Genomic DNA, 19251 nt, shown 5'->3' with positions numbered 1-19251 from the left:
AACTAATGTGGGAACTGGCTTGCCAGTTCCCACATTTTTTATGCAACTTCAAAAGTTGGGGTAACGCCCTTTCCCCGCTTCATCGCGGAAAATATCAAACAACACCTGTGCCGCCGCCGACAGTTCATGCCCCGGTTTGGTCAACACACCAATCGGCCGCTCGATCACCGGATCGGTCAAGGTGATGCAATGGGCGCCCGCCTCCTGCATCTGCTGCGCACATAATGCCGGTACGGCGCTGACCCCCAGCCCACTGGCAACCATCTTGCCCACCGTCGCCAATTGATGACTCTCCAGCGCCACCGGCAATTTCATCTGCAAGGCGCCCAGATGCTCCTCCAGCATCACCCGTACCGTCGAGGGTCGTTGCAGGGCAATGAACGGTTGCTCCAACAGGCTTTTCCAGTCGATTTCAGCACGCAGTGCCAAGGGTGAATCCGTGGGCACCACGGCAATGAAGCGGTCCAGGTATAACGGCGTAAACGCCAGCGACGACCCCTCGGACGGTTCGAACGCCACGCCCAACTCGACCTGGCGATCGCGGACCATTTCCAGCACCTGTTCGTTGATCAGGTCATGCACCGTCACGTTCACATGGGGGTAACGCGCGCGGAATATCTTCAGGATCGGCGGCAGCAGGTTGCCCGCAAACGACGGCATCGCCGCCACCGTTACGCGCCCGCGCTGCAGGGTGAAGCGCTGGCGCAGTTCATCCTCGGCGTTGTCCCAATCGGCAATCAGCCGACGCGCCAGCGGCAATAAGGATTCCCCTTCAGGGGTCAGCGCGACATTCCGTGTATTGCGGCTGAACAAGCGCCCGCCCAGCCCTTCTTCCAGGCCTTTGATGGTCAGGCTCAGCGCCGACTGAGAGAGGTGCAGGCGCTCGCAGGCGGCGGCAAAACTCAGGCTCTGCGCCACGGCCAAAAAGGCACGAATCTGTTTGACGGTCATGACATTACTCCGGACGACGGTTCGACTATGCAGTTTTTTAAATCAATCAACCTTAAAAAACAACTTAACAAATCAATCCGTCGGCGCAACACTCGAGGCATTGGCTGGCCCACTAACAATAAAAGAGGTGCATATGGCAGGTTTCGATAAACGCGTGGCGTCCTATGAAGAAGCCCTCGCAGGCCTGGAAGATGGCATGACCGTACTCGCTGGCGGCTTTGGCCTGTGCGGCATTCCGGAAAACCTCATCGCCGAGATCAAGCGCAAAGGCACCCGCGACCTGACCGTGGTTTCCAATAACTGCGGCGTCGACGGCTTTGGCCTGGGCGTGCTGCTGGAACAAAAGCAGATCCGCAAAGTGATCGCGTCTTATGTGGGCGAAAACGCCCTGTTCGAGAAGCAACTGCTCAGCGGCGAAATCGAAGTGGTGCTCACCCCCCAAGGCACCCTGGCGGAAAAAATGCGCGCCGGCGGTGCTGGCATTCCGGCCTTCTTCACCGCCACCGGCGTCGGCACCCCGGTAGCCGAAGGCAAGGAAACCCGCGAATTCAACGGTCGCCCGTACCTGATGGAAGAATCCATCACCGGTGACTTCGCCATCGTAAAAGGCTGGAAAGCCGACCACTTCGGCAACGTCGTCTACCGCCACACCGCCCAGAACTTCAACCCGCTGGCCGCCACCGCCGGCAAGATCACCGTGGTTGAAGTCGAGGAAATCGTCGAACCGGGCGAGCTGGAACCGTCGCAGATCCACACCCCTGGCATCTACGTCGACCGGATCATCTGCGGCACCTTCGAGAAGCGCATCGAACAGCGCACCGTCCGCAAATAATCCCTCCAGCCCGAAGAGAACAAGAGGAACAGCACAATGGCTCTCACCCGCGAACAAATGGCTCAACGCGTCGCCCGCGAAATGCAGGACGGTTTCTACGTCAACCTGGGCATCGGCATTCCGACCCTGGTGGCCAACTACATCCCGGAAGGCATGGAAGTGATGTTGCAATCGGAAAACGGCCTGCTCGGCATGGGCCCGTTTCCCACCGAAGACACCATCGATGCCGACATGATCAACGCCGGCAAACAAACCGTGACCGCGCGCATCGGCGCCTCGATCTTCTCCTCCGCCGAGTCCTTCGCAATGATTCGCGGCGGCCATGTCGACCTCACCGTGCTCGGCGCGTTTGAAGTGGACGTACAGGGCAACATCGCCTCGTGGATGATCCCGGGCAAGCTGGTCAAGGGCATGGGCGGCGCCATGGACCTGGTGGCCGGCGCGGAAAACATCATCGTGATCATGACCCACGCCTCCAAGGACGGTGAGTCCAAATTGCTCAGCCAATGCACCCTGCCGCTGACCGGTGCCCACTGCATCAAGCGTGTGCTGACGGACCTTGCATACCTGGAAATCGACAACGGCGCCTTTATCCTAAAGGAGCGTGCCCCAGGGGTCAGTATTGAAGAGATTGTCAGCAAGACAGCCGGTAAACTAATCGTCCCCGACCACGTTCCAGAAATGCAATTCCAGTGAGGACACATTCCATGCAAGACGTTGTGATTGTTGCTGCCACACGTACCGCCGTAGGCAGTTTTCAAGGATCGCTCGCGAGCATCCCGGCACCGGAGTTGGGCGCTGCCGTAATCCGTCGCCTGTTGGAGCAGACCGGCCTCGACCCGGCCCAGGTGGATGAAGTGATCCTCGGCCACGTACTCACCGCAGGCTCAGGCCAGAACCCGGCGCGCCAGGCGTCGATCCTCGCCGGCTTGCCCCATGCCGTACCCGCGATGACCTTGAACAAGGTCTGCGGTTCGGGCCTCAAGGCCCTGCACCTGGGCGCCCAGGCCATCCGTTGTGGCGATGCCGACGTGATCATCGCCGGCGGCATGGAGAACATGAGCCTGTCCCCCTACGTATTACCTGGTGCGCGCACCGGTTTGCGCATGGGCCACGCCAAGATGATCGACAGCATGATCACCGACGGCCTGTGGGATGCATTCAACGACTACCACATGGGCATCACCGCCGAGAACCTGGTGGACAAGTACGGCATCAGCCGTGAAGCCCAGGACGCCTTCGCCGCCGCGTCCCAGCAAAAAGCCGTCGCCGCCATCGAAGCCGGCCGCTTTGCCGATGAGATCACGCCGATTCTGATCCCGCAGCGCAAGGGCGACCCGGTGGCCTTCGCCGTGGATGAACAACCGCGCGCCGGCACCACCGCCGAGTCGTTGGCCAAACTCAAACCCGCGTTCAAGAAAGACGGCAGCGTCACCGCGGGCAACGCATCCAGCCTCAACGACGGCGCCGCCGCCGTGCTGCTGATGAGCGCCGACAAGGCCAAGGCCCTTGGCCTGCCCGTTCTGGCGCGTATCGCCAGCTACGCCAATGCCGGCGTCGACCCGGCCATCATGGGCATCGGCCCGGTCGCGGCCACCCGCCGCTGCCTGGACAAAGCCGGCTGGAGCGTCGGCGACCTGGACCTGGTCGAAGCCAACGAAGCCTTTGCCGCGCAATCCCTGGCGGTGGCCAAAGAGCTGGAATGGGACGCCGACAAAGTCAACGTCAACGGCGGCGCGATTGCCATTGGCCACCCGATCGGCGCATCAGGCTGCCGCATACTGGTGACCCTGCTGCACGAAATGATCAAGCGCGACGCCAAAAAAGGCCTGGCGACACTGTGCATCGGTGGCGGCCAAGGCGTAGCCCTGGCCCTTGAGCGCAGCTGATTCAAGAGCAACACACGAAAAGGCCCGGTTCCACGAAAAACCGGGCTTTTTTTTGGTTCTTCACGGAATCCCGGGAAACACAGAAACAAGAACGCCGATTTGATGGATGATGTTCGTGCGAGCAAACACATCTAAAAAACCGGCGTTCTTATGCGCAATATTAATACTTTCCTTCCTTTTTGGGAGGGCTTTTCTGTCGTTGCGATCAAACCTGACGGCGATGCCCTTCAAATCGATCTGATCCCCCAGGCCACGCGATTTCCCACCTGTGGTGGCTGCCAAAAGCTCTGTTCAACAACTCATGAGTACTGCGATCGAGTCGTGCGTGACTTGCCGATTCTCGGTCGTGCAGTCCGCCTCAACGTGCAGCTCAGGCGTGTTAGTTGCCGTGATTGTGGCAAGCGCATGGAGGTCGTCAGTTGGCTGGATCGCTATGCCCGCATGACGCGCCGGCTGGCAGAGGCCGTTATTCAAGCCTGCGAACGCCTTCCTACACTGCATGTTGCGCAAATGTTCGGGCTGCACTGGGACACCGTTCGGTTGCTGGAGCGGCGCGCTCTGCAAGCGGCGTTGAGTGCCTTACCCAAGGCCCAACCACGGCGCTTGATAATGGACGAGTTCGCGTTATTCAAAGGTCATCGCTACGCCAGCGTGGTGTTGGACGCTGATACTCGGCGAGTGCTTTGGATCGGCGAAGGCCGTAGCCGAGCGGCAGTCAGACCGTTTTTCGAAGAGCTGGGGCCAGAAGGGTGCGCCCGAATTGAAGCGGTAGCGATGGACATGAACACGGCTTATGACCTGGAGGTTCGCCAACACTGCCCAAAAGCACGGGTGATTTATGACCTTTTCCATGTGGTCGCCAAATATGGCCGAGAAGTGATTGATCGTGTTCGCGTTGACGAGGCGAACCGATTGCGCCATGACAAGCCCGCTCGAAAGATCATAAAGCAAGCGCGATGGTTGCTATTGCGTAACCCGGAGAACCTGAAAAAGCCGGAACAGCAGGTTCATTTACAGGATCTGCTGGCCGCTAACCAATCGTTAATGACGGTCTACTTGATGAAGGCCGAGCTCAAAATGCTCTGGGCGCCGAGCGATGCCTGGGACTGGAGATCAGCCTGGAAGCAGTGGCTGCGTCATGCTCAAGAAAGCGAAATACCCGCACTGATCCAGTTCGCAAAGCGACTAAAAGGCTACTGGCGGGGCATCGTGAGCCGGGTACGCTGGCCAATGCACACCGGTCAGTTGGAAGGAATAAACAATCGAATAAAGGTCATCAAACGAATGGCGTACGGTTACCGGGACAGCGAATTCTTTTTCATGAAGATCAAGAGCGTCTTTCCCGGCAATCCGTGAAGAACCTTTTTTTTCGCCTGTCAGTCCGCACGCGGCACCGCAAACACCGCGTTCGCCCGCGCCACGACTTTCTCCCCCACCTGCAGACTCACCGTGGCAAACGCCATTTGCCGGCCACGCTTGTGATGCTCCAGTCGTACCACGATCCACTCCCCCACTTGCACCGCGCCCAGGTAATCGACAGTCATGCTCGCGGTAATCAACGGCAATGGCGGCTCACTGGAAAACGCCATCGCGTAGCCCATGCCGATATCCGCCAGGGTCGCCAACACCCCGCCATGCACCGTGCCGCGGCCATTGGCATGACGGTTGTCGGCGCGCAGGCCGATTTCCAGTTGCAGACCTTCACCCCGGCAATACGCCGGGCCCAACAAGTCGAGCAGCGGGCTGCTGCGCGGCAGTGAGACAAAACCTTCGGGCACGGCGTGAGCGATCATCGCAGAGTCTTCCTTGGAGTCAGGCATGAGGTGTACCCCAGGCCTCACACGGCGACCATTACCATCAGCCGCACATATCCTCTGCAATGCCTGGGGCTGATTCGCCAACCCCGCTCAGGACCGGCCTCAGCGCTTCATACAACGCTGATAGCGCTCGTCCACCCGCTGGGCGAACCAGGCAGTGGTCAGGTTGCGGGTGATCTTCGGACTCTTGAGTACGATGCCCGGCAGGATCGCGCGCGGCAGCGGTTTGCCGGCCGCCGTGTCGGCCAGGGCAAACACGCGTGTGTAGAGCGTGGTCTGCTCAAAATCCAATTGCTCGCCCTGCTCCAGCTGACTGCGGATGCTGGGGTTGCGCATGCCCAGCCGGACGCCGAGGGAACGCACTGCCAATTCGGTGCTGCCGGGCAGCAGCGAGCCGTAGCGGATCAAATCCCCGTCCAGCGCCAACTCGGTGCCTGAGACGCGGCTGACGGCGGCCTGGAACGCGGCGTTGCGGCTGGCGTACCAACCGGCGTTGAAGTCGGCAAACCGGTACAGCGGCCGGTCATAACTCACCGGATAACCAAGCAAATGGGCGATGCCGAAGTACATGCCGCCACGTCGCGTGAACACTTCCCGACGGATCGTGCCGTCTACCGTGTAGGGATAACCCCGCGCCTGCTTCTGCGCAAAGTCGATGCTGACTTGCATCGGGCCGGCGGTGTGTACTGGGTTGAAACCGCCGAACAGCGTGTTGCCCAAGGGCACCATGCTGATGAAGTCATCGAAGATCCCGCTCAGGTCTTTCTCCGTGCGTGCGGCGTTCAAGCGATCGGCGTAAGACTTACCAGTGGGCGAACGCAGTTGCAGTGCCGTGCGGACCAACACCGCCGGCACATGCACCTTGCCGGCACGGCGCAGGATTTCATCCTGGGCGATCTTGCCCATGTTCGGCACAGGTGGGTCGACCTGGAAAGTGGACTCTTGCTCGGTCACCGCCAGCACGGCGCAGATGTTTTCGGTACTCGGGTAGATGTGCTGGGTATCGAAAGCGGTGTAGATATCCTGGGCCCAACCGTTGCGATCGGCGACCTTGGCGGGCAGCAAACGCACGATCTGCGCCTTGACCTCAGCTTCACTGCGCTCCGGCTGTTGCGGGCCGCGTGTGGTCGAGCAACCGGCCAGCACCAGCAAGGGCGTGAGACACAGGATCAGGCGGCGTAGGTGCATGGGGCTTCCTTGAGGGGCGATGGGCCGGGCGATGCAAATATCGACCGATAAGTCTAACGCGGGTTCGCCCTGTGGCCCCCTCGCCAACACAATGCGAATATGACAGGATCTTTCACCGACCATTCGTACAAGGAGTTTGAATGTCATGCTCAGCATGAACTTTCTCATCACCTGCCTGATCGTTGTGCTGATTCCCGGCACCGGCGTGATCTTTACCGTGTCCACGGGGCTCATGGCCGGCAAGCGCGCCAGCGTGTTCGCCGCGCTGGGCTGTACCGCTGGGATCATCCCGCACTTATTGGCATCCATACTCGGCCTTTCCGCCCTGCTGCACACCAGCGCATTGGCATTCGAAGCGCTGAAATTCGCCGGAGCCGCCTACTTGCTGTACCTGGCCTACGCCACTTGGCGCGATCGTTCGGCCTTCGCGGTGAATGACACACCAACGGCAACCACGGCCCGTGGCCTGATGCTGCGCGGTTTTTTGCTGAATATTCTCAACCCCAAGCTGACGATTTTCTTCCTGGCCTTCCTGCCTCAGTTCGTCACACCGGCCAGCACGGCGCCGGCCTTGCAAATGCTGGTGCTGAGCGGCGTGTTCATGGCCATGACGTTTGCGGTGTTTGTGGTGTATGGCCTGCTGGCCAATGTGTTTCGCCGCGCAGTGATCGAGTCACCACGGGTACAGAACTGGCTGCGGCGCAGTTTTGCGGCGGCCTTTGCGGGGTTGGGCTTGAACCTGGCGCTCGCACAGCGCTGAAAAACACTGCAACCCACTGTGGGGACGGGCTTACCCGCCCCACAGATTGGGCGCTTTAGATCCCTGCCAGCGCCAGGTCCATGGCGAAGTAAGTGAAGATCAGGTCCGCGCCGGCGCGCTTGATCGAACCCAGGGTTTCCCGCACCACGCGGTCCTCATCGATCGCGCCTGCCTGAGCACCGAATTTGATCATCGCGTACTCGCCGCTGACCTGATACGCCGCCACCGGCAGGCGCGAGGCTTCGCGGATGTCGCGGATGATGTCGAGGTAGGCACCGGCCGGTTTGACCATCAGCGCATCCGCGCCTTCCTGCTCGTCCAGCAGCGATTCACGCACGGCTTCGCGGCGGTTCATCGGGTTCATCTGGTAGCTTTTGCGGTCGCCCTTGAGCGCGCTGCCACCCGCTTCACGGAACGGGCCGTAGAGGGCCGAAGCAAATTTGGTGGAGTAGGCCATGATCGGAATATGGGTAAAACCGGCGTCATCCAACGCCCGGCGAATCGCCTGAACCTGGCCGTCCATCGCCGCCGACGGCGCGATCACATCGGCACCGGCACGAGCCGCCGCCACGGCTTGCTTGCCGAGGTTGACCAAGGTCGCGTCGTTGTCGACATGGGCGCCATGCATCACACCGCAATGGCCATGATCGGTGTATTCGCAGAAACAGGTGTCAGACATCACGATCATTTCCGGCACGGCGTCCTTGATGATCGAGGACATGCGCGAGACCAGGCCGCGCTCCTTCCAGGTGTCGCTGCCACTGGCGTCCAGGTGGTGGGACACGCCAAAGGTCATCACCGATTTGATCCCGGCGCGGGCATAGCGCTCGATTTCCCCGGCCAGCTTTTTCTCAGGGATGCGCAACACACCCGGCATGCTGGTGATCGGTACGAAGTCGTCGATTTCTTCTTCGACGAAAATCGGCAGCACCAGATCGTTGAGGGTGAACTCGGTTTCCTGGAACAAGCTACGCAACTCCGGGGAGCGGCGCAGACGGCGTGGGCGGGCTTGAGGGAACTGGCTGGTCATGGCTGTCCTGAATAAGGCTAAAAACGTTGGGGCGAAAGCGTATGCCCCCCGACCCCGGCAGCGCAAATGCCAGGCAGACAATAGTTTATGGCAAGGCCCACAACAATTGCATTGATCTAGAGCTGTAGACGCCCTTCGATGCACACCGCCACGGCACCGCCGACCCAGATCTCATCGCCCTGGCGCTCGATGCGGATACGCCCCGCGCGCCCCATGGCCGTGCCCTGGCTGACCACGTAACAGTTCGGTGCCAGGCCTTCGTCCAACAGCCATTGGGCCACCCCGGCATTCAAGCTGCCGGTGGCAGGGTCTTCCGGGGACCCGTCGCCGGCGATGAACGCGCGCACTTCAAAGTGCGTGTCTACAGCGTCGCGTTCGGGATCGCAGGGGGCAATCACGCCCACCGCCAGACCGAGCAACTGCGAGTAATCGGGCTGCAGATCGAGCACCGCCTGGCGGTCGGCCAGCATCACCGCCAGCCAACCTGCGCCGTTGTCCACCCACTGACTGCGCACAATAGCCTCCGGCGCCAGGCCCAACCCCAGCCGCACGCGCTCCAGCAACGCCGCCTCCAGCGGGCCCGAGCGCAACAACGGCGGCGCGATAAACGCCAGCTCATCGCCTTGGCGACGGATACGCACCAGGCCGATTTCGCACTCCTGGATAATTTCCTCCCCTCGCGCAATGCCCCCCGCCTGCAACCATGCATGGCAACTGCCCAGCGTCGGGTGCCCGGCGAACGGTAGCTCCTGCAAGGTGGTGAAGATTCTTACCCGGTAGTCAGCCCGTGGATCGCGGGGCGTGAGTAAAAACGTGGTTTCGCTGAGGTTGGTCCACTTGGCGAAGTCGGCCATCTGTTGCTCGTTGAGGCTGTCGGCCCCCAGCACTACTGCCAGCGGGTTGCCTTTGAGCGACACACTGCTGAAGACATCCAGTTGTTTGAAATCGAAAGTCGGCATGGGCTCAGCTCGGAATGTTCAGGCCACGGATCACTGCCGGACGTGCGACAAAGCCGTCCAGCGCGCGCAGCACATTGGGGAAATCGGCGATGCCGACCAGGTCACCGGATTCGTAGAAACCGATCAGGTTACGGATCCACGGAAACGTCGCGATGTCCGCGATGCTGTAGTCGTCGCCCATGATCCAGGTGCGGCCCAGCAGGCGTTTTTCCAAGACCTCCAGCAAGCGCCGCGACTCGGCGACGTAGCGGTCGCGCGGGCGCTTGTCTTCGTAGGCCTTGCCGGCGAACTTGTTGAAGAACCCCACCTGGCCAAACATCGGGCCGATGCCGGACATCTGGAACATCAGCCACTGAATGGTTTCATAACGTGTCGCCGGGTCTTCGGAAAGCAACTGGCTGGTTTTTTCCGCCAGGTACAGCAGGATCGCACCGGACTCGAACAGCGCCAACGGCTGACCGCCGGGGCCGTTGGGGTCGATGATCGCGGGAATCTTGTTGTTGGGGTTCAGCGACAGGAACTCGGGCGACAGCTGGTCCTGGGTCTCGAAGCTGACCTTGTGCGCCTCATAGGGCAGGCCCAGCTCTTCGAGCATGATCGAGACTTTTACCCCGTTGGGCGTGGGCAGCGAATACAGTTGCAGACGCTCCGGATGCTGGGCGGGCCATTTACGGTTGATCGGGAAAGCGGCGAGTGAATTCATCGGGATATCCCTCGGCGAAAACCCCCATGATAATCATCTGCCCGGCATCCTGCATGGGTCATCATTGCGCAACATGCCCTCGCTACTCTCCCCCACGAGCGAACCAAAGTGGCCGAGTGGACTCTTAAGTGCGCTGAACGGTGAATGGAGGCACCCTGTTAATAAGACACGGAACCCGCAGGACGCCGCGTGTGTCACTGGGGCCGGGCTTGTCCGCCTTAATCCGATGCACTGAAGACTCGAACCCAATGACAATAAAGCCTCTGTGCCTTGCGCAACGCCTCAAACGATATTCATACATCATATTACCGCTGTTGCTGGTCGGCGGCGCCCTCGACCTGACCCTGCAATCGCGCATCAGCCGCGCCGAATCGGTGGACGGCGTGCAAACCCTGGTGTTCCTGCGCCACGGCGAAAAACCCGTCGGCGGCCTGGGCCAACTCAATTGCCAGGGCCTGAACCGTGCGATGAACCTGGCTACCGTGCTGCCGGAAAAGTTCGGCAAGGCCAACTTCGTCTTCGCCGCCAACCCGACGCGCAATGTCGAGGAAGGCGAAAAAGATAATTCCTACAGCTACATTCGCCCACTGATGACCATCAGCCCCAGCGCGATCAAGCTCGGCTTGCCGGTGAACATCACGTTTTCGGCGAATGACACCAGCGCCCTCGCCGACGAACTGGTGGAAAACAAGTACCACAACGCCATCATCTACACCGCCTGGTCCCACGGCTATCTGCCGGAATTGATCAACAAGGTGGCCAGCGAAGCGGTGGGCGAAAAGCACACCATCACCCAAGACTGGTCCGGCAATGACTACGACACGTTGTATGTGTTGACGCTCACCTGGCATAACGGCAAGGCCTCGCTGCTGAGCCGCAACTACAAGCAGGGCCTGAACAACGGCGAACAAACCTGCCCACCGGCGACGCAGATCAGCGCAGATATCTGAAGGATGGGCGATAGCGGCGTATGATGCGCGGCTATTGACTCATCTGCGGATCAACACCATGTCCAACCTCGTCTCCACCCAGCCCAACCGGGGCTGGTCGTTCTGGTGGAAACCAGCGCTGTTCCTGCTGGTCGCCTGCATCGGCCTCTACTACGTGAAGTGGTCGCCCTACTACTTCAAGGCATTTGTCGCCGCCGACAACCACAGCATCGGCGCGTCGATTCTCAATGACCAGCAAACCTCGCCACTGGCCGCGGCGCTGGCCTATGCCCAGGTGTATTTCCTGGCGATTTGGAAAGCCGCCGTTTTGGCGGTGATCTTGGGCTCGTTGCTGCAAGTGTTGATCCCCCGCGACTGGTTGCTGCGCCTGTTCGGGCGTGCCGGGCTGGGTTCGACCCTGCGCGGCGGGCTGTTCGCGCTGCCCGGAATGATGTGCAGTTGCTGCGCGGCACCGGTGGCGGCAGGCATGCGCCGGCAGCAAGTGTCGGTGGGCGCGGCGCTGGCGTTCTGGATCGCCAACCCGGTGCTGAACCCGGCCACCCTGGTATTCATGGGGTTTGTGCTGGGCTGGGGCTTCACGGCGTTAAGGCTGGTGGCGGGGATTGTGCTGGTGGTGGGCGTGTCCCTGGTGGCCCAGCGCATCGCGCGCCCGGAACAAGTGCCGGAAGCAGCGCTGGGCGCGGTGGCCGAGGCCAGCGTGATCGAGTCGCAACCGTTTTTCAGCCGCTGGTTGCGCACCCTGTGGCAACTGTTCTGGAGCACGATCCCGGTGTATATCCTGGCAGTGCTGGTGTTGGGCGCAGCGCGGGTCTGGCTGTTTCCTCATGTGGATGGGGCGATGGCCGACAGCCTGCTGTGGCTGGTGCCGCTGGCGATTGTCGGCACGCTGTTCGTGATTCCGACCGCCGCGGAGATTCCTATCGTACAAACCATGATGACGCTGGGCATGGGCAGCGGCCCGGCAGTGGCCCTGTTGATGACCCTGCCGAGCGTGAGCCTGCCTTCGCTGCTGATGTTGCGCAAGGATTTCGACGCGCGGGTGCTGGTCACCGTGGCCGGCTTGACCATGCTGGTAGGCGTGGTCTGCGGCTTGATTGGAGCGGCGATTCTGTAAGTGGCAGGCGGGGTTGAGGGCCTTATTGCAGGCAAGCATCAACCTCGCAACGCACCACGCTCGCGCAAATACTCCACCACCGCTGCCTGCTCCCCGACAAACTCGATGCGCGCGCCTTTGCTTTCACGCTGGAAGGCGTACATCGGGTCGTAGTACTCGCGCAGCAACCCTTCGATCCACACCCGGTGCAGGTCCACAGCGCCGCTGCGGGTCTGTTCCGCCAGGGCGTCCTGCAGAATCGCCTGCAACCGCTGGAAACGCTCGCCGCCCAGGCGCTTGTGGATATTGGCCAGGCTCTGGGTCAGGCGCTCGCCAAACAGGACGTAGCCGGTTTCGCCAAATACCGCGATGAATTCGGCGCAAAGGTCGACCACGTAATCGCGCAGGATACGTTCAACCCGGCCTTCGACAGTGTCTTCCAGCCACACCATCGCAAAGGTCTGCATGCCCTTGTGCAACGGCAACGGCAGCGCACAACTGCCGATCATGCGGCTCTCATCCTCGACCACAAACTGCTCGACGCCGCCCGCGCGTTTTTTCAGCAGGTCCACCGCCAGGCGGTTCTCGAAGTCGATGTTGGACGGTTGCACCGTGGCCCGCTTGCCGAAGCTGGAACCGCGATGGTTGGCGTGGCCCTCCAGGTCCAGGGCGTTGCGCAGTTGGCCGAGTACTTCGGTCTTGCCAGTGCCGGTCATGCCGCCCAGCAACACGAAATCACACTCGGCGACTGCCTGTTCGACGGTCTCCAGCAAAAAACCACGCATGGCTTTGTAGCCGCCGCCGACGCGGGGGTACTCGATACCGGCTTCGGTTTTCAGCCATTGCTGCACGATCTGCGAGCGCAGCCCGCCACGAAAGCAGTACAGGTAGCCGTCGGGATTGGCCTGGGCGAACCGCGCCCATTGCTCGATACGCCCGGCCTTGATCGCCCCGGACACCAGTTCGTGTCCGAGCACGATAGCCGCTTGCTGGCCCTGCTGTTTGTAGCAAGTGCCAACCCGCTGACGCTCGTCATCGGTCATCAGTGGCAGGTTGACCACGCCCGGGAACGCGCCCTTGACGAACTCGACCGGCGCGCGGGTATCCATCATCGGCCGGTCGTTGAGGAAGATGTCGCGGTAGTCGGTGATGTCAGTCGCCATCAAAACACCTCTACCGCGTGGGTCTGTCGCTCAACCAATTCACCGATGGGCTCAAGGGTCAGGCCCAGTTCGCCGGCGACCGAATGAAACTCGGCGTCGCCCGCGGGCGTAACGGCGATCAGCAGGCCGCCGCTGGTCTGCGGGTCACACAGCACGCGCTTGTGCAGCTCCTGCAGGCGCCCGAGCTTGCTCGCGTAGCTGTCGAAGTTGCGCAAGGTGCCGCCCGGCATGCAGCCCTGGTCCAGGTAGTCCTCGATCCCGGGCAGGCGTGGGACTTTGTCGTATTCGATGCGTGCCGTCACGCCGCTGCCGTCAGCCATTTCCACCAAGTGGCCCAAAAGCCCGAAGCCGGTGACGTCGGTCATTGCCGTGACGCCGGCCAGTTTGCCGAAGCGGCTGCCAGGCTTGTTGAGGGTACACATCCAGTCACGAGCCAGGCCGATATCCGCCTCGCGCAATTTGCCTTTCTTTTCGGCAGTGGTCAGGATGCCGATGCCCAGGGGCTTGGTCAGGTACAAACGGCAGCCGACGGTGGCGGTGTCGTTGCGCTTCATATGGCGCTTTTGCACGATGCCGGTCACGGCCAGGCCGAAGATGGGCTCCGGCGCATCGATGGAGTGGCCACCGGCCAGGGGAATGCCGGCCTCGTCGCACACGGAGCGGCCGCCACGGATCACTTCGCGGGCAACCTCAGGCGCCAGGACATTCACCGGCCAGCCCAGAATAGCGATGGCCATCAACGGGTCGCCGCCCATGGCGTAGATATCGCTGATCGCGTTGGTGGCGGCGATCCGGCCGAAGTCGAACGGGTCATCGACAATCGGCATGAAAAAATCAGTGGTGGAGACCACGCCGCGCTCGTCGTCGATGGCGTACACCGCCGCATCGTCCCGCGAGGCGTTGCCCACCCACAGGTTGGGGTCAAGGTTCTGTGCGCCGCTGCCGGCGAGGATCACTTCCAATACCTGGGGCGAAATCTTGCAGCCACACCCCGCGCCATGGCTGTACTGGGTAAGGCGAATCGGCTCGTTCATGGTGGACCTCAAGCTATCAAGTGCGCGGATTCTAACAGACGGCAAAAAGCCGGCGGGGCTCTTACGAGCACAGCCGGCCTTTTTGGGGTGCTGCGATTACTGGCGGGCGGCCAGCAACCGCTTGTGGCGGTTGCGCCGGGCGATGTTCAAGCACTCGATTGCCGCCGAGAACGCCATGGCCGCATACACGTAGCCTTTTGGCACATGGGCGCCGAAGCCTTCGGCGATCAGGGTCATGCCGATCATGATCAGGAAGCCCAGGGCCAGCATCACCACGGTTGGGTTGTCGTGGATGAACTTGGCCAGCGGTTCAGCCGCCACCAGCATCACGATGACCGAGGTCACCACGGCAACGATCATGATCGGCAAATGCTCGGTCATGCCCACGGCGGTGATGATGCTGTCGATGGAGAACACCAGGTCGAGCATCAGGATCTGGCCGATGGCCGCAGCAAAACCGATGGACACGGCATTGCCGCTGCTGGCCTTCTCTTCAGGCTCCGGGTCCATGCTTTGATGGATCTCGGTGGTTGCCTTCCAGACCAGGAACAGGCCGCCGGCGATGAGGATCATGTCCTTCCACGAAAACGCCTGGCCGAGGATCTCAAACACCGGCGTGGTCAACTGCACGATGAACGCAATGGTGCTCAACAGGCCCAGGCGCAACACCAACGCCATGCTGATGCCGATGCGCCGCGCCTTGGCCCGGTGCTGCTCGGGCAATTTGTTGGTGAGGATCGAGATAAAGATCAGGTTATCGATGCCCAACACGATTTCCATCACGATCAAGGTCGCCAGTGCGACCCAGGCGGTGGGGCTGGCGGCCAGTTGTACAAGGTAGTCCATAGATCAATCCTGACGTTGTGCTGGGAAATTAGGCTTCTTTACGCGTCGATTCAGACTCGTTTTGCGGCTGATCGTCTTTTTTCTGCGGACTGATCAGGCCTTGGGTCGCTTCACTCAATGCCTGCTCGGCGGCCTTGTGAGTGTCATCGATCACTTGCTTGGCCGATTCGCTGGCCTTGCCCATCACCTGCTGTGCGCTTTTTTCGACCTGATCACAACCGCTGACCACCACTAATGAAAGCGCAAGCAACGATGCCGCGCCCAGAGAATTGAGTTTCATGATGTTTTCCTCATTAGAACCATTGGGTCCAAACAGCGACCCCTCGATAGCGATGCATTCTATGCAGGGGAACACTTCAGGAAAATTCGTATTTTTCTCGCGTATACTTCGATTTTAACGAAGTGTAGGCCGGCATGCTCAATTACCGACAATTGCATTACTTCTGGGTGGTGGCCAAGACCGGCAGCATCGTGCGCGCCTGTGAGCAACTGAACCTCACACCCCAGACCATCAGCGGGCAGATCAGTCTGCTCGAGCAAACCTTCGGTATCGCCCTGTTTCAGCGGGTCGGCCGTCAGTTGGAGCTGACCGAAGCCGGGCGCCAGGCGTTGCCCTATGCCGAGCAGATGTTCCAGACCGGCAACGAGTTGGAGGCGATGTTGCGCGCCCAGCCGAATGAGCAGCAGATTCTGTTTCGCGTCGGGGTGGCGGATGTGGTGCCCAAATCCATCGTCTACCGGCTGATCGCGCCGACCATGGAGCTCAGCGAGCCGATCCGCATCACCTGCCGCGAAGACAAACTCGAACGCCTGCTCGCCGACCTGGCGATCCAGCGCCTCGACCTGGTGATTTCCGACAGCCCCATGCCCACGCATCTGGACATCAAAGGCTACAGCCAGAAGTTGGGCGAATGCGGCATCAGTTTTTTCGCTACCCAAGCATTGGCTGACCGACACCGCGGCGTTTTCCCACAGTGTTTACAGGGCGCGCCGCTATTGATTCCGGGGGCAGAGACCGTGGTGCGCAGCCGCTTGCTGCGCTGGTTTGCCGAGCAACAGATCCAACCGAAGATCATCGGCGAGTTCGACGACAGTGCCTTGATGCAGGCATTCGGCCAATCCGGCAGCGGGATCTTTATCGCCCCCAGCGTGATCGCCGATGAGGTGGTGCGCCAGTACGGCGTCGCGCTGATTGGCCAGACCGAGGCGGTGACCGAATCGTTCTATGCGATTTCGGTGGAACGCAAGGTCAAGCACCCCGGCATCGTGGCGATTACCGAAGGCGCCAGGCGAGAACTGTTCACCGCCCTGCCCTAAGGGTTCAAGCGCCAGTCGGCAGCGGTTTGGCGCTCATCAGCCACAGCGCCAGCAGCATCGACACCAGGATGAACCCGGACGCGGCCAGGCCCAGGCTGGCCAGGCCGAGGGTGTCGATCACATGCCCACCGACCAAGGCGCCGAGACCGATACCGAGGTTTCCACCGGCAATATTCAGCGACGCGGCAAACGCCGGCGCATGCGGCGCGGCCTTCATCAGCCGCACATGGCTGACCAGGAACATCGCCGCCTGGGTCACGCCCCACACGGCCATCGCCGCCGCCAGGCCGATGGTGGAGTGAATCGCCGGCACCAACGCGACCATGCCGCCGATCATGAACCCGCAGAACACCATCGACGCAATCAAGGGGTGGCGATCCACCGCGCGGCCGCCCAGGGAGTTGCCGATCAACCCGACCGCGCCAAAGCCCATCAGGCACCAGCCGACCAGCGTGCCGTCGAAGCCGGCCAGGCGCTCAAGGATGTCGGCGAGGTAGGTGTAGGCGGTGAACATGCCGCTGAAGACCAGGATCGACAGCAGGATATGCCCCTGCATCAACGGGCTGCGCAACAGCTTGAATTGCGAGCGCAACGTCACCTGCGCGTTCTTCGCCTGTGTCACCGGCAGGTAGACAAACAGCAGCAGCGCCTTGGCCAAGGCAATCACCGCGAGGACCGCAAACGCGCTGCGCCAGCCGAACATATCGGAAATCAATGTGCCCACCGGAATGCCGAAGACGGTGGCGCAGACGATCCCGAAGCCGATCTTCTCGATGGCGCGACCGGCGTATGCCGGGCCGACGATGTCCACCGCCGTTTCACTGGCCAGCGCCCAGAACACCGGCAAGCCCAACGCCGGAATCAAGCGCGCCAGGGACATCACCCAGATATTCGGCGCCAGCGCCGCCACGCCATTGGCCACGGCGAACATGATCAAAATCGTGATGAACAGGCGCTTGCGCTGGAACCGCGCGCAGTAGGCCGTGAGAAACGGGCCGAACGCCGCCACGGTGAACGCAAACAGCGTCACCAGCAGGCCGGCCTGGGACACGCTGACATTCAGGTCCCGGGCAATCGACGGCAACAGGCCGACGATAATGAATTCTGTGGTCAGCACGGTAAAACCGGCGGCCGACAGCAGCAGGATGGGAAACAGCATGAAAACTCCAGAAACGACGACATCAACGAAAGCCCGGAGGCCCGCTGACGAAGAAGAAAGATGAGAGACGGCGATATTAACAGGATCTGTGCGAATTGGCCGCAAATGGGTGACGGAATGCCGCATCAACAGGGACATTTCCTACAGCATGATAGACTCCGCGCCCGCTTCCTACAGCGCGCTCCACCTGCAATGCTGCGTCCTACTAAAAAAACCAGAGACAACCGTTTATGACTGCTGCCCCTTCCCTTTTCCAACGACTCACGCGCGTCAGCCTGGTCACGCAAATCGTCATCGGCCTGATCGCCGGCATTCTGCTCGCCTTCGTGTCGCCCGACGCCGCCAGGGCCACCGGTTTCATTGGCAAATTGTTTGTCACCGCGCTGAAGGCCGTGGCGCCGATCCTGGTGTTCGTGCTGGTGATGGCGTCGATCGCCAACCACAAACACGGCCAGGAAACCCACATCAAGCCGATCCTGTTCCTCTACCTGCTGGGCACCTTCGCGGCCGCCGTGGTTGCAGTGATCGCCAGCACGCTGTTTCCCTCGCCGCTGGTGCTCGCCACCCACGACGCCACCGTGAGCGCCCCCGGCGGCATCGGCGAGGTGTTGCAGAGCCTGTTGCTGAGCGTGGTGGACAACCCGGTGAGCGCGCTGATGAACGCCAACTTTATCGGCATTCTGGCCTGGGCCATCGGCATGGGCATCGCGATTCGCCATGCCGGCGAAACCACTCGCACGGTGCTCGATGACCTGTCCAACGGCGTGACCTTGATCGTGCGCGTGGTGATCCGCTTCGCGCCCCTGGGGATTTTCGGCCTGGTGGCCTCGACCCTGGCCACCTCCGGCTTCGGCGCCCTGCTCGGCTACGCCCACCTGTTGGTGGTGCTGATCGGCTGCATGCTGTTCGTGGCGCTGGTGGTCAACCCGGCCATCGTATTCTGGAAACTGCGCCGCAACCCCTACCCGCTGGTATTGCTGTGCCTGCGCGAAAGCGGCATCACGGCATTCTTCACCCGCAGTTCGGCAGCGAACATTCCGGTGAACCTGGCGTTGAGCAAACGCCTGGGCCTGCATGAAGACACCTACTCGGTGTCGATCCCGCTGGGCGCCACCATCAACATGGCGGGGGCGGCGATCACCATCACCGTGTTGACCCTGGCCGCCGTACACACCCTGGGCATCGTCGTAGACCTGCCCACCGCCGTGCTGCTCAGCGTAGTCGCCGCCATTTGCGCGTGCGGTGCGTCGGGCGTGGCCGGCGGTTCGCTGCTGCTGATCCCGCTGGCGTGCAGCCTGTTCGGCATCTCCAGCGATATCGCCATGCAGGTGGTGGCCGTAGGTTTCATCATCGGTGTGTTGCAGGACTCGGCGGAAACCGCGCTCAACTCGTCCACCGATGTGCTGTTTACTGCGGCGGCGTGCCTGGGCAAGGAAGAGCAGCCTACTTAAACAAATGACAAAAAACGCCCGTGGCCGTTCCCTGCAGAACGACCTCGGGCTTTTTTGAAATGCATCACTGTAACGGCCGGGCCTCACCCTCTCGAAACGAAGTCAGGTG

Annotated in this window: 20 protein-coding genes; 9 read left to right on the top strand and 11 right to left on the bottom strand. The window is 61.3% G+C overall.

Annotated elements, in window-relative coordinates; all coding sequences use genetic code 11:
* Positions 1-48 precede the first annotated feature (48 nt).
* Positions 49-951 (bottom strand): LysR family transcriptional regulator, encoded by a 903-nt coding sequence (locus tag MOQ67_RS11705; protein ID WP_198718796.1) that lies wholly within the window; start codon positions 949-951, stop codon positions 49-51.
* 133 nt (positions 952-1084) lie between these two features.
* On the opposite strand from MOQ67_RS11705, the gene MOQ67_RS11700 reads away from it, so the two are divergent.
* The 4 genes from MOQ67_RS11700 (at position 1085) to MOQ67_RS11685 (ending at position 5028) form a co-directional block, all read left to right on the top strand.
* Positions 1085-1783 carry a CoA transferase subunit A gene (locus MOQ67_RS11700; RefSeq protein WP_126585861.1) on the top strand — a complete coding sequence of 233 codons (699 nt, stop codon included), beginning with the start codon at positions 1085-1087 and terminating at the stop codon, positions 1781-1783.
* Positions 1784-1819: 36 nt separating this feature from the next.
* Complete coding sequence (locus tag MOQ67_RS11695; RefSeq protein ID WP_010566045.1) at positions 1820-2479, top strand: CoA transferase subunit B; 660 nt, start codon at positions 1820-1822, stop codon at positions 2477-2479.
* Between the two features lie 11 nt (positions 2480-2490).
* A complete protein-coding gene (locus MOQ67_RS11690) occupies positions 2491-3672 on the top strand; it encodes an acetyl-CoA C-acetyltransferase (RefSeq protein WP_198718795.1) in 1182 nt (393 codons plus the stop codon).
* A gap of 150 nt (positions 3673-3822) precedes the next feature.
* Positions 3823-5028, top strand: a complete 1206-nt coding sequence (locus MOQ67_RS11685) for an ISL3 family transposase (protein ID WP_026139890.1) — start codon at positions 3823-3825, stop codon at positions 5026-5028.
* A gap of 20 nt (positions 5029-5048) precedes the next feature.
* Here MOQ67_RS11685 and MOQ67_RS11680 read toward each other — a convergent pair whose 3' ends face one another.
* Positions 5049-5465 (bottom strand): PaaI family thioesterase, encoded by a 417-nt coding sequence (locus MOQ67_RS11680; protein ID WP_017847042.1) that lies wholly within the window; start codon positions 5463-5465, stop codon positions 5049-5051.
* Positions 5466-5591: 126 nt separating this feature from the next.
* Complete coding sequence (locus MOQ67_RS11675) at positions 5592-6677, bottom strand: DUF1615 domain-containing protein (RefSeq protein ID WP_198718163.1); 1086 nt, start codon at positions 6675-6677, stop codon at positions 5592-5594.
* Positions 6678-6822: 145 nt separating this feature from the next.
* On the opposite strand from MOQ67_RS11675, the gene MOQ67_RS11670 reads away from it, so the two are divergent.
* A complete protein-coding gene (locus MOQ67_RS11670; RefSeq protein WP_046384025.1) occupies positions 6823-7437 on the top strand; it encodes a LysE family translocator in 615 nt (204 codons plus the stop codon).
* Positions 7438-7492: 55 nt separating this feature from the next.
* Here MOQ67_RS11670 and hemB read toward each other — a convergent pair whose 3' ends face one another.
* From hemB to MOQ67_RS11655, 3 genes are all read right to left on the bottom strand, one after another.
* On the bottom strand, positions 7493-8467 hold the full coding sequence (gene hemB, locus MOQ67_RS11665) for a porphobilinogen synthase (RefSeq protein ID WP_017847039.1): 975 nt from the start codon (positions 8465-8467) through the stop codon (positions 7493-7495).
* 116 nt (positions 8468-8583) lie between these two features.
* Positions 8584-9426 (bottom strand): PhzF family phenazine biosynthesis protein, encoded by an 843-nt coding sequence (locus MOQ67_RS11660; RefSeq protein WP_198718162.1) that lies wholly within the window; start codon positions 9424-9426, stop codon positions 8584-8586.
* Positions 9427-9430: 4 nt separating this feature from the next.
* Entirely contained in the window at positions 9431-10129 is a 699-nt protein-coding gene (locus MOQ67_RS11655; protein WP_017847037.1) for a glutathione S-transferase N-terminal domain-containing protein, read from the bottom strand.
* Positions 10130-10377: 248 nt separating this feature from the next.
* On the opposite strand from MOQ67_RS11655, the gene MOQ67_RS11650 reads away from it, so the two are divergent.
* Together MOQ67_RS11650 and MOQ67_RS11645 are read left to right on the top strand one after the other, a co-directional pair.
* Positions 10378-11079: a hypothetical protein gene (locus MOQ67_RS11650; RefSeq protein ID WP_026140035.1), complete on the top strand. Its 702-nt coding sequence runs from the start codon at positions 10378-10380 to the stop codon at positions 11077-11079.
* Positions 11080-11137: 58 nt separating this feature from the next.
* Positions 11138-12193, top strand: a complete 1056-nt coding sequence (locus tag MOQ67_RS11645; RefSeq protein WP_026140034.1) for a permease — start codon at positions 11138-11140, stop codon at positions 12191-12193.
* Between the two features lie 38 nt (positions 12194-12231).
* Here MOQ67_RS11645 and mnmH read toward each other — a convergent pair whose 3' ends face one another.
* From mnmH to MOQ67_RS11625, 4 genes are all read right to left on the bottom strand, one after another.
* A complete protein-coding gene (mnmH, locus tag MOQ67_RS11640) occupies positions 12232-13335 on the bottom strand; it encodes a tRNA 2-selenouridine(34) synthase MnmH (protein ID WP_102617823.1) in 1104 nt (367 codons plus the stop codon).
* Positions 13335-14369 carry a selenide, water dikinase SelD gene (selD, locus tag MOQ67_RS11635; RefSeq protein WP_102617824.1) on the bottom strand — a complete coding sequence of 345 codons (1035 nt, stop codon included), beginning with the start codon at positions 14367-14369 and terminating at the stop codon, positions 13335-13337. Before selD ends, mnmH begins: the two co-directional genes overlap by 1 nt.
* A gap of 96 nt (positions 14370-14465) precedes the next feature.
* Positions 14466-15215 carry a TerC family protein gene (locus MOQ67_RS11630; RefSeq protein ID WP_017847032.1) on the bottom strand — a complete coding sequence of 250 codons (750 nt, stop codon included), beginning with the start codon at positions 15213-15215 and terminating at the stop codon, positions 14466-14468.
* Between the two features lie 28 nt (positions 15216-15243).
* On the bottom strand, positions 15244-15495 hold the full coding sequence (locus MOQ67_RS11625; protein WP_017847031.1) for a hypothetical protein: 252 nt from the start codon (positions 15493-15495) through the stop codon (positions 15244-15246).
* Positions 15496-15629: 134 nt separating this feature from the next.
* Here MOQ67_RS11625 and nhaR point away from each other — a divergent pair, with 134 nt between their 5' ends.
* Positions 15630-16532 (top strand): transcriptional activator NhaR, encoded by a 903-nt coding sequence (gene nhaR / locus MOQ67_RS11620; protein WP_017847030.1) that lies wholly within the window; start codon positions 15630-15632, stop codon positions 16530-16532.
* Between the two features lie 4 nt (positions 16533-16536).
* Here the strand turns inward: nhaR and MOQ67_RS11615 are convergent, their stop codons facing one another.
* Positions 16537-17691, bottom strand: coding sequence for an MFS transporter (locus MOQ67_RS11615; protein WP_046483161.1), 1155 nt, complete (start codon positions 17689-17691; stop codon positions 16537-16539).
* A 230-nt stretch (positions 17692-17921) separates the two neighbouring features.
* Here MOQ67_RS11615 and sstT point away from each other — a divergent pair, with 230 nt between their 5' ends.
* Positions 17922-19142: a serine/threonine transporter SstT gene (gene sstT, locus MOQ67_RS11610; RefSeq protein ID WP_198718161.1), complete on the top strand. Its 1221-nt coding sequence runs from the start codon at positions 17922-17924 to the stop codon at positions 19140-19142.
* The last annotated feature ends 109 nt before the right edge of the window (positions 19143-19251 follow it).

The organism is Pseudomonas sp. LY-1 (assembly GCF_053502595.1).
This window is presented reverse-complemented; position numbering and strand designations above follow the sequence as displayed.

Bases quoted from the DNA above. Each gene is read 5' to 3' on its own strand.
- MOQ67_RS11705 (WP_198718796.1), bottom strand. From the start codon at position 951: ATGACCGTCAAACAGATTCGTGCCTTTTTGGCCGTGGCGCAGAGCCTG.
- MOQ67_RS11700 (WP_126585861.1), top strand. From the start codon at position 1,085: ATGGCAGGTTTCGATAAACGCGTGGCGTCCTATGAAGAAGCCCTCGCA.
- MOQ67_RS11695 (WP_010566045.1), top strand. From the start codon at position 1,820: ATGGCTCTCACCCGCGAACAAATGGCTCAACGCGTCGCCCGCGAAATG.
- MOQ67_RS11690 (WP_198718795.1), top strand. From the start codon at position 2,491: ATGCAAGACGTTGTGATTGTTGCTGCCACACGTACCGCCGTAGGCAGT.
- MOQ67_RS11685 (WP_026139890.1), top strand. From the start codon at position 3,823: ATGCGCAATATTAATACTTTCCTTCCTTTTTGGGAGGGCTTTTCTGTC.
- MOQ67_RS11680 (WP_017847042.1), bottom strand. From the start codon at position 5,465: ATGATCGCTCACGCCGTGCCCGAAGGTTTTGTCTCACTGCCGCGCAGC.
- MOQ67_RS11675 (WP_198718163.1), bottom strand. From the start codon at position 6,677: ATGCACCTACGCCGCCTGATCCTGTGTCTCACGCCCTTGCTGGTGCTG.
- MOQ67_RS11670 (WP_046384025.1), top strand. From the start codon at position 6,823: ATGCTCAGCATGAACTTTCTCATCACCTGCCTGATCGTTGTGCTGATT.
- hemB (WP_017847039.1), bottom strand. From the start codon at position 8,467: ATGACCAGCCAGTTCCCTCAAGCCCGCCCACGCCGTCTGCGCCGCTCC.
- MOQ67_RS11660 (WP_198718162.1), bottom strand. From the start codon at position 9,426: ATGCCGACTTTCGATTTCAAACAACTGGATGTCTTCAGCAGTGTGTCG.
- MOQ67_RS11655 (WP_017847037.1), bottom strand. From the start codon at position 10,129: ATGAATTCACTCGCCGCTTTCCCGATCAACCGTAAATGGCCCGCCCAG.
- MOQ67_RS11650 (WP_026140035.1), top strand. From the start codon at position 10,378: ATGACAATAAAGCCTCTGTGCCTTGCGCAACGCCTCAAACGATATTCA.
- MOQ67_RS11645 (WP_026140034.1), top strand. From the start codon at position 11,138: ATGTCCAACCTCGTCTCCACCCAGCCCAACCGGGGCTGGTCGTTCTGG.
- mnmH (WP_102617823.1), bottom strand. From the start codon at position 13,335: ATGGCGACTGACATCACCGACTACCGCGACATCTTCCTCAACGACCGG.
- selD (WP_102617824.1), bottom strand. From the start codon at position 14,369: ATGAACGAGCCGATTCGCCTTACCCAGTACAGCCATGGCGCGGGGTGT.
- MOQ67_RS11630 (WP_017847032.1), bottom strand. From the start codon at position 15,215: ATGGACTACCTTGTACAACTGGCCGCCAGCCCCACCGCCTGGGTCGCA.
- MOQ67_RS11625 (WP_017847031.1), bottom strand. From the start codon at position 15,495: ATGAAACTCAATTCTCTGGGCGCGGCATCGTTGCTTGCGCTTTCATTA.
- nhaR (WP_017847030.1), top strand. From the start codon at position 15,630: ATGCTCAATTACCGACAATTGCATTACTTCTGGGTGGTGGCCAAGACC.
- MOQ67_RS11615 (WP_046483161.1), bottom strand. From the start codon at position 17,691: ATGCTGTTTCCCATCCTGCTGCTGTCGGCCGCCGGTTTTACCGTGCTG.
- sstT (WP_198718161.1), top strand. From the start codon at position 17,922: ATGACTGCTGCCCCTTCCCTTTTCCAACGACTCACGCGCGTCAGCCTG.